The organism is Micromonospora craterilacus (genome assembly GCF_003236315.1).
Taxonomy (GTDB): Bacteria; Actinomycetota; Actinomycetes; order Mycobacteriales; family Micromonosporaceae; genus Micromonospora; species Micromonospora craterilacus.
This window is the reverse complement of the sequence record NZ_POTY01000059.1, coordinates 17254-30041: the sequence shown is the minus strand read 5'-3', so window position 1 is coordinate 30041 and position 12788 is coordinate 17254. Positions and strand designations below refer to the sequence as shown.

The window sequence follows — 12788 nt, the reverse complement described above, 5'->3', positions numbered from 1 at the left end:
AGAGGTGTATAAGAGACAGGTTCGGCTCCGTAGGCCGTCGCGTACGCGCGGGTGGGCCGTCGGTCGTCATCTCGTTCTCCCCGTGGTTCGCGAGCATGGGCGTCCACCGACGCCGATTGGCTCATCGTGGCAGGGCGCCACCGCGCCCGTACATCCGTTTTCGCGCCCGGCGTCCGGTGCCCGGCCGCGCGGTCGCCGGGACAGGTCTGGCAGGCTTGCACGTCGTGAGCACAGACGGCCTGATCGTGGTGGACAAGTCCGGCGGCATGACGTCGCACGACGTCGTGGCGCGGATTCGCCGGCTCGCCCGGACCCGCCGGGTCGGCCACGGCGGCACGCTCGACCCGATGGCCACCGGGGTGCTGGTGATCGGCGTGGGTCGGGCCACCCGGCTGCTGACGTACGTGATCGGCGCCGACAAGAGCTACACCGCCACGATCCGGCTCGGCCAGGCCACCGTCACCGACGACGCGGAGGGCGACGTCATCGCCGCCACGCCCGCCGGCACGCTCACCGACGAGGCGATCCGGGCCGCGCTGACCGCGCTGACCGGCGAGATCGACCAGGTGCCCAGCGCGGTGAGCGCCATCAAGATCGACGGACAGCGGGCCTACAAGCGGGTGCGCGAAGGGGAGAGCGTCGAGCTGCCGGCCCGGCGGGTCACCGTGTCCCGGCTGGACGTGCTGGCGATCCGGCGCGACCAGCCCGACGTGGTGGACGTCGACGTCGACGTGGCCTGCTCCACCGGCACGTACATCCGGGCGATCGCCCGCGACGCGGGCCTGGCGCTGCGGGTCGGTGGGCACCTGACCGCGCTGCGGCGTACCGCCGTGGGCGGCTTCACCCTGGCCGAGGCGGCCACCCTCGACGAGTTGGAGCGGCGCGCGCCCGAGGTGGTCGACCTGCCGCTCGCGGCCGCGGCCGGCCGGTTCTTCGCGCGCCGCGACGCCACCGCGGACGAGGCGAAGGTGCTGTCCCACGGCGGGCCGCTCGACCCGGTCGGCCTCGCCGGGCCGTACGCGGTCTTCGATCCGGCCGGCGAACTGATCGCTATCGTCAGCGAGCGGGCCGGCCGGGCCCGCGCGGAGATCGTGCTGGCCCCGGCCTGACGCCGGACGGCCGACCGCCGGCAGGAGAGCGGGAACACAGCGGAGGAGCAGCATGCAGCGGTGGCGGGGATACGACGCGGCGCCCGGTGGCTGGGGACGGTCCGTCGTCACCATCGGTGTCTTCGACGGCATGCACAAGGGGCACCAGGCGACGATCGGGCACGCCGTGGCCCGCGCCCGCGAGCTGGGCGTGCAGTCGGTGGTGGTCACCTTCGACCCGCACCCGGCCGAGGTGGTCCGGCCCGGCTCCCATCCCGCGGTGCTCACCGAGCCGGCCCGCAAGGCGGAGTTGATCGAGGCGCTCGGGGTGGACGTGCTCTGCGTGGTGCCGTTCACCCCCGAGTTCTCCCGGCTGCCGGCCGAGGCGTTCGTGCACGACGTGCTGGTCGAGCACCTGCACGCCGCGCTGGTGGTGGTGGGGGACAACTTCCGGTTCGGCCACCGGGCGGCCGGGGACGTGGCGCTACTGGAGCGGCTCGGCCGCACCTTCGGCTTCGCCGTGGAGGGTGCCCCGCTGGTGGCCGAGGCCGGCACGGTCTTCTCCTCGACGTACATCCGCTCCTGCGTCGACGCCGGTGACGTACGCGCGGCGGCCGCCGCGCTGGGCCGCCCGCACCGGCTGGAGGGCGTGGTCGTCCGGGGCGACCAGCGCGGCCGTGAGCTGGGCTTCCCGACGGCGAACCTGCTCTGCCACCGGTACGCAGCGGTCCCCGCCGACGGCATCTACGCCGCCTGGATGGTCCGCCGGGGGCAGCGGAAGCCGCTCGCGGCGGCCGTGTCGATCGGCACCAACCCGACCTTCTCCGGCCGGGAGCGCCGGGTCGAGGCGTACGTCCTCGACTTCGACGGCGATCTGTACGGCGAGCGGCTCGCCCTGGACTTCGTGGCGCACCTGCGCGGGCAGGTCCGGTTCGACTCGATCGAGCCGCTGGTGGCCCAGATCACCGAGGACGTGGCGCAGACCCGCCGGGCGCTGGCCTGACGGGCCTTGTCCGAAGGATTCGGACGGGGTGGTGTACCGTGGGGGAGACGTCGGCTGACCGACGTGGGGCCTCGCATGCCTGCTCGACGCCGCGGGTGCGAGGACCGTCCGTCACCGGTGCCTGAGCCCGGCCCGACGGACCAGCATCGAATCAACCCACTGAAACAGGGAGAACATGGCGCTCGATCAGCAGGCCAAGGCCAAGATCCGCGAGGAGTACGCGACCGTCGAGGGCGACACCGGTTCGCCCGAGGTGCAGGTCGCGGTCCTCACCAAGCGGATCGCCGAGCTCACCGAGCACCTGAAGGTGCACAAGCACGACCACCACAGCCGCCGCGGGCTGCTGCTGCTGGTCGGCCGTCGCCGTCGGCTGCTCAACTACGTCCAGAAGAAGGACATCAACCGCTACCGGTCGCTCATCGAGCGACTCGGTCTGCGCCGGTGACGTGACGGGGGAGTGGCCCAGCGGGCCGCTCCCCCGTCGGCGTACCACCCGAGACACGGGCCGCGACCACCCAGACAGGGAGCCGTCGGCGTACCGGTCTCCGGTAGTGGCCTCCGGAAAACCCGGCATCGCGCCGGCGGTCCCGGGCGCTTCGATCGAAGACCGGCCGTCCGTACAGCTCCCGCGTCGTGGCCCCCGATGCGAAGGAGCACGTCAGCACCATGACCGAGACCAAACTCGGCACCGAATCCCGTACCGCCGTGATCGACAACGGGTCGTTCGGCACCCGTGAGATCACCTTCTCCACCGGTCGGCTGGCCCGGCAGGCCGCCGGCTCCGTCACCGCCCAGTTGGGCGAGACGGTCGTCCTCTCCGCCACCACCGCCGGCAAGCAGCCGAAGGAGCAGTTCGACTTCTTCCCGCTGACCGTCGACGTCGAGGAGCGGATGTACGCCGCGGGTCGCATCCCCGGCTCGTTCTTCCGCCGTGAGGGCCGGCCCAGTGAGGACGCGATCCTCACCTGTCGCCTGATCGACCGGCCGCTGCGCCCGTCGTTCGTCAAGGGTCTGCGCAACGAGGTCCAGGTCGTCGAGACCATCCTCGCGCTCGACCCGCAGCACCCGTACGACGTGGTGGCGATCAACGCCGCCTCGATGTCGACCAAGCTCTCCGGCCTGCCGTTCTCCGGCCCGATCGGGGCCACCCGGATGGCCCACGTCGACGGCCAGTGGGTCGCCTTCCCGACCTACGAGGAGCTGGCTCGGGCCACCTTCGACATGGTCGTGGCCGGCCGGGCCCTGCCCGACGGCGACGTCGCGATCATGATGGTCGAGGCCGAGGCCACCGACCACACCGTCGCCCTGGTTGCCGCCGGCGCCACCGCGCCGACCGAGGAGGTCGTGGCCAGCGGCCTGGAGGCCGCCAAGCCGGCCATCCGTGAGCTGTGCCGGGCGCAGAGCGAGCTGGCCGAGGTGGCCGCCAAGCCGGTCGCCGAGTTCCCGGTCTTCCTGGACTACCAGGACGACGTCTACGACGCGGTCGCCGAGCTGGCCCGCGCCGACGTCGCCGAGGCCCTGCAGATCGCCGGCAAGGCGGTCCGCGAGGAGGCCCTGGACGCGGTCAAGGCCCGCGTGCTGGAGGAGCTCGGCCCGCGCTTCGAGGGCCGGGAGAAGGAGCTGTCCGCCGCCTTCCGGTCGCTGACCAAGTCCGAGGTGCGCAGCCGGGTGCTCCGCGAGCAGGTCCGCATCGACGGCCGTGGCCCGCGCGACATCCGCCCGCTGACCGCCGAGGTCGGCGTGCTGCCCCGGGTGCACGGCTCGGCGCTGTTCGAGCGCGGCGAGACCCAGATCCTCGGCGTCACCACGCTCAACATGCTGCGCATGGAGCAGGCGCTGGACACCCTCTCCCCGGAGAAGTCCAAGCGCTACATGCACAACTACAACTTCCCGCCGTACTCGACCGGTGAGACCGGCCGGGTCGGCTCGCCGAAGCGCCGCGAGATCGGCCACGGTGCCCTCGCGGAGCGGGCGCTGATCCCGGTGCTGCCCTCGCGCGAGGAGTTCCCGTACGCCATCCGGCAGGTCTCCGAGGCGCTCGGCTCCAACGGCTCCACCTCGATGGGTTCGGTCTGCGCCTCGACGCTGGGCCTGCTCAGCGCCGGTGTGCCGCTGAAGGCGCCGGTGGCCGGCATCGCCATGGGCCTCATCTCCGACGAGGTCGACGGCAAGACCCAGTACGTGACGCTGACCGACATCCTCGGTGCCGAGGACGCGTTCGGCGACATGGACTTCAAGGTCGCCGGCACCCGTGACTTCGTCACCGCGCTGCAGCTCGACACCAAGCTCGACGGCATCCCGTCCGACGTGCTGGCCGCCGCGCTCCAGCAGGCCCACGAGGCCCGGCAGACCATCCTCGACGTGATGCAGCGGGCCATCGAGGCGCCGGCCGAGATGTCCGACTACGCGCCGCGGGTCACCACCGTGAAGATCCCGGTCGACAAGATCGGCATGGTGATCGGCCCGAAGGGCCAGACCATCAACGCCATCCAGGACGAGACCGGCGCCGAGATCTCCATCGAGGACGACGGCACGATCTACGTCGGCGCCACCAACGGCCCGTCGGCGCAGGCCGCGGTCGAGCGGATCAACGCGATCGCCAACCCGACCCTGCCCAAGGTCGGCGACCGCTTCCTGGGCACCGTGGTCAAGACCGCGCCGTTCGGCGCGTTCGTCTCGCTGCTGCCGGGCCGCGACGGCCTGCTGCACATCTCCAAGGTGGGCGACGGCAAGCGGGTCGAGAAGGTCGAGGACTTCCTCAACGTCGGCGACAAGGTCGAGGTCGAGATCGCGGACATCGACCAGCGCGGCAAGATCTACCTGGACAAGGTCCGTCCCGAGGGTGCCGAGGCGCCCGCCGAGGGTGAGGCCGGCGAAGAGCGTCCGGCCGGCCGCGACCGCGGTGACCGTGGCCCGCGCGACCGGGGCGACCGCGACCGTGGGGGCGACCGCGGCGGTCGCGGCCCCGACCGTGGCGAGGGCGGCGAGGACGGCGGCGACTCGCGTCCGCGGCGCCGCACCCGGCACAGCTGATCCCTGATCAGCCGTACTGATCCACCAACCCGGCCGGGCGACACGTGTCGCCCGGCCGGTTCGTAACCCCACCCCTCGTCGAACTGGAAGCAGGTTCTCGTGAGTCGGACCCGGCGTTCGTCCTTCCCGGCGGATCGACCGGGGGTGTCGCCGCCCGGTGCGGTCCGGCACGCCACCGGGACCGTCCGGTCCGCCGGCGGGTCGACCCGGGCGGTGACCAGGACGCTGAGCGACGACCCGTTGGGCGGTACGGTGCGCCGCACCGTGCTGCCCAACGGGCTGCGGGTACTCACCGAGGCCATCCCGACGATGCGCAGCGTGTCGTTCGGCATCTGGGTGGCGGTCGGCTCGCGGGACGAGACCGGGCCGCAGGCCGGCGCCGCCCACTTCCTGGAGCACCTGCTGTTCAAGGGCACCCACAAGCGGGGGGCGCTGGAGATCTCCTCGTCGATCGAGGCGGTCGGCGGGGAGACCAACGCCTTCACCACGAAGGAGTACACCTGCTACTACGCCCGGGTGCTGGACGAGGATCTGCCGCTGGCCATCGACGTGATGTGCGACCTGGTCGCCGACTCGGTGCTGGAGGCGGCCGACGTGGAGACCGAGCGGGGCGTGATCCTCGAAGAGATCGCCATGCACGACGACGAGCCGGGCGACGAGGTGCACGACCTGTTCGCCCGGGCCATATACGGTGACCACCCGCTCGGCCGGCTGATCTCCGGCACCGCGGACACGGTCACCCCGATGACCCGGCGCCAGATCCAGAGCTTCTACCGGCGTCGCTACGTCGCGCCGCAGATCGTGGTCGCCGCCGCCGGTAACCTCGAACACTCCGCCGTGGTCCGGCTGGTCCGTCAGGCGCTGCTGGGCACCCCGCTGGAGACCGACGCCGCGGCGCCTGCGCCGTACCGGCCGGCCACCCCGGCGGTACGCACCAAGGCCGCCACCACCCTCGTCGAGGCGAAGGAGACCGAGCAGGCGCACGTCGTGCTCGGCTGCCCGGGGCTCGACCGGCTCGACGAGCGCCGCTTCGCCTTCGGCGTGCTGAACAACGTGCTCGGCGGCGGCATGTCGAGCCGGCTGTTCCAGGAGATCCGTGAGCGCCGGGGCCTGGCCTACTCGGTCTACTCCTACGCCAGCCAGTACGCCGACAGCGGCCTGTTCGGTGTCTACGCCGGCTGCGCCCCGAGCCGGGTCGACGAGGTGCTGGAGCTGACCCGGGCCGAGCTGGCGCGGACCGCCGCGGACGGCATCACCGAGGCCGAACTGGCCCGGGGCAAGGGGATGAGCAAGGGCTCGTTCGTGCTCGGTCTGGAGGACACCGGCTCGCGGATGAGCCGGCTGGCCAAGGGCGAGCTGCTCTACGGCGACCTGATGCCGGTCAACGAGCTGCTCGACCGGGTCGACGCGGTCACCCTGGACGACGTCAACTCCCTCGCCGCCGACCTGCTGAGCCGGCCGATGTCGCTGGCCGTGGTGGGCCCGTTCGGCGAGTCCGACTTCACCGGCTGATCTCCGTACCGTTCGGGCCTGGCCGGCCGGTACGGGTGCGTGCGGCGTACCCCAGCGTGGCCGGCGTCCCGATTGGGATAGGTTGTGCCGCGTGACTGACGAGCAGGAGAAGGGCGCGGCCGAGCAGATCCGGGTCGGCGTGCTGGGCGCCCGTGGCCGGATGGGTGTCGAGGTGTGCAAGGCCGTCGACGCGGCCACCGACATGGAGTTGGTGGCAATGGTCGACCAGGGCGACTGGTTGTTCAACGCCTCGGACGCCGGGGCGGAGGTCATGGTCGACTTCACCACCCCGGACGTCGTCATGGACAACCTGCACTGGTGCATCGACCAGGGCATCAGCGCGGTGGTCGGCACCACCGGCTTCACCGAGCAGCGGCTGGAGCGGGTCCGTGGCTGGCTGGACCGCAAGCCGGGGGTGGGCGTGGTGATCGCCCCGAACTTCGGCATCGGCGCGGTGCTGATGATGCAGTTCGCCGCCCGCGCGGCCCGGCACTTCGAGTCGGTCGAGATCATCGAGCAGCACCACCCGCGCAAGCTCGACGCACCCAGCGGCACCGCCGCCCACACCGCCCGCCTGATCGCGGCGGCCCGCGCCGAGGCCGGGCTGGGCCCGGCGCCGGACGCCACCAAGGACGAGGTAGCCGGTGCCCGCGGCGCCGACATCGACGGGGTACGCGTGCACGCGGTCCGGGCCACCGGGCTGGTCGCCCATCAGGAGGTGTTGTTCGGCACCACCGGCGAGACGCTGACCATCCGGCACGACTCGTACGACCGGGTCTCGTTCATGCCCGGGGTGCTGCTCGCGGTCCGCGCGGTCCGCAACCGCCCCGGCCTGACCCTCGGCCTGGACGCCCTGCTCGACTGAGCCCGCCCGGCCCCGGCCGGCCCGGGCCGGCCGGGGCCGCGGTCAGCCGGCTTCGGTCGGCTCGGTGGGGACCGCGACGTGCAGCCGCAGCTGGGGCACCAGCATGTCGTCCACGTCCAGCGCGCGCCCGGCCCCGTCGGGCTCCCAACCGGCGGCGGTGAGGAACTTCCGGCACGCCTGGTCGCCGTCGAACACCCAGGCCACCGCTCGGGTGAAGGCGGACTCCCGCCACAGGTCGACGCTGGCGGCGAGCAGCCGGCTGCCGTGCCCGCGCCGGCCCCAGCGCGGCTCCACCAGCAGGTCCGTCACCGCGACCACGTCCGGGCCGAGGGCCTCGGCCGGCTCGTTGGGGGCCAGCGCCTCGGCATCGACCGGACCGGAGGCGGCGAACCCCACCAGATACGATTGCTCGGCCTGCTCGACCGCGACCAGCACCCGATGGGTGTCGCCGGGCGGCTGGCGTACCGCGGTTTCCCAGCGCCGGGCGAGCCACGCCTCGTCGAGGTTGTCCAGCACGTGTCTGGGCAGCAGCCGCCGGTAGGCGACCCGCCAGGTCGCGAGCTGAATGCGTGCGATCTCGCCGGCGTCCTCCGGACGCGCCGGGCGGACGTACCCGAGAGCCATGGGACGACAGCCTACGCAGGGCGAGGGAGGCGACGTTGGCGCAGGGTGCCAGGCGGACCGTCGGACAGGTCGGCGCCGTGATCGTGCTCGCCGTCGCGGTGGCCGCGTTCCTGTCCGTGGCGGCCGCCCGGCACGGCTTCTTCGACCTTCAGGTCTACCGGGGCGCGCTGGTCTGGTGGGCGCACGACGGCGGGGAACTCTACGACTACCTCCGGCCCGCCACCCAGTACGGCTTCACCTACCCACCGTTCGCCGCCCTGGTGATGCTGCCGATGGCGTACCTGTCCTGGCACGCGGCGGTCGTGGCCAGCGTGGCCGCCGGCGTGGTGACCAGCGCGGTGTTGATCTGGTGGCTGCTGGACTCGGTGTCGCGGCGGGCCGGCTGGACCCGCTGGTTCGCCTTCGCGGTGGCGTTCTGCCTCGCCGCCGCCTTCGAGCCGATGCGCGAGACCATCAACTTCGGCCAGGTCAATACGCTGCTGCTGTTCCTGGTCGCGGTGGACCTGCTCCGGCTACTGCCGGGCGGCAGCCGGTGGGCCGGGATCGGCATCGGCCTGGCTACCGCGATCAAGCTCACCCCGGGCATCTTCATCGTCTACCTGCTGGTGACCCGGCGCTGGCGGGCAGCGGTCACCGCGACCGGTGTCGCGACCGGGGCGACCGTGCTCGCCGCCGCGCTGTTCCCGGACGCCTCCCGGGAGTTCTGGACCACCGCGCTGTGGAACACCGGCCGGGTCGGTGAACTGGCCTTCATCTCCAACCAGTCGCTGCGGGGCGTGGTGGCCCGGCTCGACCCGCAGGACCCCAGCACGCTGGCCTGGCTGGTGCTGGTCGCGGCGACCGTGGCGCTGTGGGCGTGGCGGTCCCGCGCCGCCGCGTCCGCCGGCGACGAGGCCGCTGGCCTGGCGCTGACCGGCGCGGTGATGTGCCTGGTCAGCCCGGTCACCTGGGTGCACCACCTGGTCTGGCTGCTGCCGGGGTTGCTGCTGCTGGTGGACCACGGCATGGCCGCGCCGCCGCGCAGCCGCCGGCGCAGCGTCCTGCTGGTCGCCACGACCATCGGGTACGGCTTCCTGACCAGCCGGATCGTCTGGGCGTGGGAGTGGGACTTCGGCGGTGTCGACGGCTTCCTGTTCAGCAACACCTACGTCTGGATCAGCCTGGCGCTGCTGGCCTTCCTGCCGGTGCGCCCGCCTGCCCCGCCGGTGGGGTCGGCGGGTTCACCCGTCGAGCCGGCCGGTGTAGCGCAGCTCGACCAGCCCGAGCGGCGGACGCCCGCCGGACATCGGTAGCGGGTAGGTCGACCGTTCACCGTCCGGTGCCAGCCCGGCCCGCTGGTAGAACCGGCGCGCCCGCTGGTTGTCCGCGAGCACCCAGAGCCGGTACTCCGTCCAGCCTCGCTCGATCAGGCCGGCGCGAGCCGCCGCCAGCAGGGCCGTGGCGGTGCCGTCGCCCCAGTGGTCGGGCGTCACGTACATCGCCAGCACCTCGCCGTACGCCGGGTCGAGGTCGCCGCGGTCCTGGTTGTTGCGGTACGGGCCGAAGGTGGTGAACCCGGCGAGCTGGCCGTCGATCTCGGCGAGCAACGTGGTGAACGGGTGGTCCGGGTCGGCGGTGCCGAGGTTGCGGCGGCGCTGCGCCCAGGCGACCGGGTTGAGCCGGTCCAGCACCTCGTCCGGCATGATCCCGGCGTACCCGGCCTGCCAGCCGCGTACGTGCACCTGGGCGATCGCCTCGGCGTCGGCGGGCTCCTCACGGCGGATGGTGGGCATGCCTGTAGTTCTAGGCGGCCACCGGCGGCAGGTCCAGCGTCCGCACCGATTGTCGTACGGCTGGCGTAGCCTGCCCTGCGATGGTCGCACCGGAATCGCTCTCGCTCGCCCAGGCCCGGCGGATCGCGCTGGCCGCCCAGGGCTTCGCCGACCCGGCGCCCACCGGCGCGCCCACCCGCCGCCACCTGCGGCGGGTGCTCGACCGGGTCGGGCTGATCCAGATGGATTCGGTCAACGTGCTGCAACGGGCGCACTACCTGCCGCTCTACAGCCGGATCGGGCCCTACCCGACCACGTTGCTCGACTCCGCCGCCTACCGCCGCCCCCGTGAGCTGTTCGAATACTGGGGCCACGAGGCGTCGCTGGTGCCGGTCGGCCTGCATTCGGCGCTGCGCTGGCGGATGGCGCGGGCGCACGCCGACTCCTGGGGCGGGATGCGCCGCATCGCGCAGGAGCAGCCCGCGCTGGTCGCCTGGGTACGCGACGAGGTGGCCGCCAAGGGTCCGCTCACCGTCGCCGAGATCGAGCACGACGCGCCCCGGCAGACCGGCAACTGGGGCTGGAACTGGTCGGCGGTGAAGCAGGCCCTGGAATACCTGTTCTGGGCCGGCGAGGTGTGCGCGGCAGAGCGCACCACCTCGTTCGCCCGCCGCTACGACCTGCCCGAGCGGGTGCTGCCGTCCGAGGTGCTCGACGTGCCCACACCGACCGACGCCGAGGCGTACCGCGCGCTGGTGAGCATCGCCGCGCGGTCGCTCGGGGTGGCCGCGGAGGTCGAGCTGCGCGACTACTTCCGGCTGCCGGTGGCCGGGGCCCGGCAGGCCATCGCCGAGCTGGTCGAGGCGGGGGAGCTGCGGCCGGTCGCGGTGCAGGGCTGGCGGCAGCCCGCCTGGTTGCACGCGCAGGCCCGGCTGCCCCGCTGGGTACGCGGCAACACGCTGGTCAGCCCGTTCGACCCGCTGGTCTGGGAACGCGGCCGCACCGAGCGACTCTTCGACTTCAGCTACCGGATCGAGATCTACGTCCCGGCGCCGCAGCGGGTATATGGCTACTACGTGCTGCCGTTCCGCCAGGGTGAGCGGTTCACCGCCCGGGTCGACCTGAAGGCCGACCGCAAGGCCGGGGTGCTGTTGGTGCCGGCCGCCTGGGTCGAGCCGGGCGCCGACCCGGGGGAGACTGCGGTGGCGCTCGCCGCCGAGCTGTACCGGCTGGCCGGCTGGCTCGGCCTGGACGCCGTGGCGCCACCGGCCGCCGGTGACCTCGCGGCTCCGCTGGCCGCCGCCCTGGTGGGCGTGGCCGGTGTACGGTGAGCGTCGTGACGAGCGTTGACCGATCGGCCGCCCAGCCGCACCCGCCCGCTGGAGAGCCGGTTACGCCCACCGGCCCGGCGACGGTCACGCCGGACGCCTCGGCGCCACCCACCGGGCCGCAGCCCGACGGGGCGCAGCCGGTCGCCACGCAGCCCGACGGGGCGCTGCCGGGCGGCTGGCCGGCGGGTTACCCGGGTGCCTACCCGGTGGCCGAGCCCGACCGGCTCACCCGGCTCGTGGTCCGGCTCTCCGACCGCACGCCGCGCTGGGTGGTGCCGCTGGCCGCGCTTGGCTGCGTCGCCGCCGGCATCGGTTACACGTTGCTCAGCGATCCGACCCGCTCGGCGCCGGACGCCCTGCCGACCTGCCTGCTCAAGCTGACCACCGGGCTGGACTGCCCAGGCTGCGGCGGCACCCGGGCCCTCTGGTACGTGCTGCACGCCGACCTGCCTGCCGCGGCCCGGCACCACTTCCTGTTCGTCTTCGCGCTGCCCTTCCTGGCGTACTTCTTCGTCGCCTGGGCCGGCAAGCAGGCGTTCGGCTGGCGACTGCCCGAGCTGCGGGTCAGCCCGAAGGTGATCGGCGGGTTCCTGGCCGCCTGGCTGGCCTTCTCGGTGGTCCGCAACCTGCCCTGGGCCCCGTTCACCAGCCTGTACGTCTAGCCCTTCCGCGCGTCCGCACCTGAACCGGCCCCGGCCGGGCTTAGAGCGACCGGTCGCTCTTAGCGCTGACTCCCGGTCAGCGGCCGGGGCCGTGACGGAGGTTGCAGATGGGGCGAGCCGGAGTTGGGTCGGCAGGGGCGTGCGACTACAGTCGCGGCATGCCGGAGATGGTGCAGCCCCAGGTCAAGTTGATCGCGTGGACCCACTTCGAGCCGCCGGAGGACGTGCCCTGGTCGACCGACGCGGACGGGGGCCAGGCGCTCGCCGAGTTCGCCGGCCGGGCCTGCTACCAGAGCTGGAAGAAGCCGAACCCGGCCACCGCGACCAACGCCGGTTACCTGGCGCACATCCTGGAGGTCGGTCACCTCTCCGTGCTGGAGCACGGGTCGGTGAGTTTCTACTTCACCGGGGTGTCCCGGTCGTTCACCCACGAGCTGATCCGGCACCGGCACTTCTCGTACTCGCAGCTGTCCCAGCGGTACGTGCCGGAGCGGGACGCGGCGATGGTCGAGCCGACGGTGATCGCCGAGGACCCGGAGCTGCACAAGCGGTTCGTCGAGGCGGCCGAGGCGAGCGTACGGGCGTACAACGAACTGCTGGAGGGCCTCGAACGGCACTTCGCCGACGAACCCAACCCGACGCTGCGGCGCAAGCAGGCCCGCCAGGCGGCCCGTGCGGTGCTGCCGAACGCCACCGAGACCCGCATCGTGGTGACCGGCAACTACCGCGCCTGGCGACACTTCATCGGGATGCGTGCCACCGAGCACGCCGACGTGGAGATCCGCGAGTTGGCGGTGGAGTGCCTGCGGCAGTTGCAGCGGGTCGCGCCGAACGTTTTCGCCGACTTTGTCATCTCGGCCCTGCCCGACGGCACCGAGGTGGCGGCGAGCACGCACTCCGAGGGGTCCTGAGCCCTTCC

The 12788-nt window shown here is 72.8% G+C and carries 12 protein-coding genes; 10 read left to right on the top strand and 2 right to left on the bottom strand.

Annotated features, from left to right (window positions below):
* Positions 1-224 precede the first annotated feature (224 nt).
* The 6 genes from truB (at position 225) to dapB (ending at position 7501) form a co-directional block, all read left to right on the top strand.
* Positions 225-1109: a tRNA pseudouridine(55) synthase TruB gene (gene truB / locus C1I95_RS12050; protein WP_111213889.1), complete on the top strand. Its 885-nt coding sequence runs from the start codon at positions 225-227 to the stop codon at positions 1107-1109.
* 52 nt (positions 1110-1161) lie between these two features.
* Positions 1162-2091 carry a bifunctional riboflavin kinase/FAD synthetase gene (locus C1I95_RS12045; RefSeq protein ID WP_111213888.1) on the top strand — a complete coding sequence of 310 codons (930 nt, stop codon included), beginning with the start codon at positions 1162-1164 and terminating at the stop codon, positions 2089-2091.
* Between the two features lie 175 nt (positions 2092-2266).
* The gene (gene rpsO / locus C1I95_RS12040) at positions 2267-2536 is read left to right on the top strand and encodes a 30S ribosomal protein S15 (protein ID WP_111213887.1); all 270 of its coding nucleotides are present in this window, start codon (positions 2267-2269) and stop codon (positions 2534-2536) included.
* Between the two features lie 221 nt (positions 2537-2757).
* Positions 2758-5124: a polyribonucleotide nucleotidyltransferase gene (locus tag C1I95_RS12035; protein ID WP_111213893.1), complete on the top strand. Its 2367-nt coding sequence runs from the start codon at positions 2758-2760 to the stop codon at positions 5122-5124.
* A 144-nt stretch (positions 5125-5268) separates the two neighbouring features.
* Positions 5269-6636, top strand: a complete 1368-nt coding sequence (locus tag C1I95_RS12030; RefSeq protein WP_111213886.1) for a M16 family metallopeptidase — start codon at positions 5269-5271, stop codon at positions 6634-6636.
* A gap of 91 nt (positions 6637-6727) precedes the next feature.
* Positions 6728-7501 (top strand): 4-hydroxy-tetrahydrodipicolinate reductase, encoded by a 774-nt coding sequence (dapB, locus tag C1I95_RS12025; RefSeq protein ID WP_111213885.1) that lies wholly within the window; start codon positions 6728-6730, stop codon positions 7499-7501.
* 42 nt (positions 7502-7543) lie between these two features.
* Here dapB and C1I95_RS12020 read toward each other — a convergent pair whose 3' ends face one another.
* Complete coding sequence (locus tag C1I95_RS12020) at positions 7544-8125, bottom strand: GNAT family N-acetyltransferase (RefSeq protein WP_111213884.1); 582 nt, start codon at positions 8123-8125, stop codon at positions 7544-7546.
* A gap of 35 nt (positions 8126-8160) precedes the next feature.
* Between C1I95_RS12020 and C1I95_RS12015 the strand changes: the two genes are divergently transcribed.
* Positions 8161-9417 carry a glycosyltransferase family 87 protein gene (locus C1I95_RS12015; protein WP_111213883.1) on the top strand — a complete coding sequence of 419 codons (1257 nt, stop codon included), beginning with the start codon at positions 8161-8163 and terminating at the stop codon, positions 9415-9417.
* On the opposite strand, the gene C1I95_RS12010 is transcribed toward C1I95_RS12015, so the two are convergent.
* Entirely contained in the window at positions 9346-9897 is a 552-nt protein-coding gene (locus tag C1I95_RS12010; protein WP_111213882.1) for a GNAT family N-acetyltransferase, read from the bottom strand. The genes C1I95_RS12015 and C1I95_RS12010 overlap by 72 nt on opposite strands.
* Before the next feature lie 80 nt (positions 9898-9977).
* On the opposite strand from C1I95_RS12010, the gene C1I95_RS12005 reads away from it, so the two are divergent.
* The 3 genes from C1I95_RS12005 (at position 9978) to thyX (ending at position 12780) form a co-directional block, all read left to right on the top strand.
* Complete coding sequence (locus C1I95_RS12005; protein WP_111213881.1) at positions 9978-11207, top strand: winged helix-turn-helix domain-containing protein; 1230 nt, start codon at positions 9978-9980, stop codon at positions 11205-11207.
* Between the two features lie 5 nt (positions 11208-11212).
* Complete coding sequence (locus C1I95_RS12000; RefSeq protein ID WP_438941303.1) at positions 11213-11869, top strand: DUF2752 domain-containing protein; 657 nt, start codon at positions 11213-11215, stop codon at positions 11867-11869.
* A gap of 167 nt (positions 11870-12036) precedes the next feature.
* Positions 12037-12780 (top strand): FAD-dependent thymidylate synthase, encoded by a 744-nt coding sequence (gene thyX, locus C1I95_RS11995; protein ID WP_111213891.1) that lies wholly within the window; start codon positions 12037-12039, stop codon positions 12778-12780.
* The last annotated feature ends 8 nt before the right edge of the window (positions 12781-12788 follow it).

Bases quoted from the DNA above. Each gene is read 5' to 3' on its own strand.
- C1I95_RS12010 (WP_111213882.1), bottom strand. From the start codon at position 9,897: ATGCCCACCATCCGCCGTGAGGAGCCCGCCGACGCCGAGGCGATCGCC.
- C1I95_RS12035 (WP_111213893.1), top strand. From the start codon at position 2,758: ATGACCGAGACCAAACTCGGCACCGAATCCCGTACCGCCGTGATCGAC.
- thyX (WP_111213891.1), top strand. From the start codon at position 12,037: ATGGTGCAGCCCCAGGTCAAGTTGATCGCGTGGACCCACTTCGAGCCG.
- C1I95_RS12020 (WP_111213884.1), bottom strand. From the start codon at position 8,125: ATGGCTCTCGGGTACGTCCGCCCGGCGCGTCCGGAGGACGCCGGCGAG.
- C1I95_RS12045 (WP_111213888.1), top strand. From the start codon at position 1,162: ATGCAGCGGTGGCGGGGATACGACGCGGCGCCCGGTGGCTGGGGACGG.
- rpsO (WP_111213887.1), top strand. From the start codon at position 2,267: ATGGCGCTCGATCAGCAGGCCAAGGCCAAGATCCGCGAGGAGTACGCG.
- C1I95_RS12005 (WP_111213881.1), top strand. From the start codon at position 9,978: ATGGTCGCACCGGAATCGCTCTCGCTCGCCCAGGCCCGGCGGATCGCG.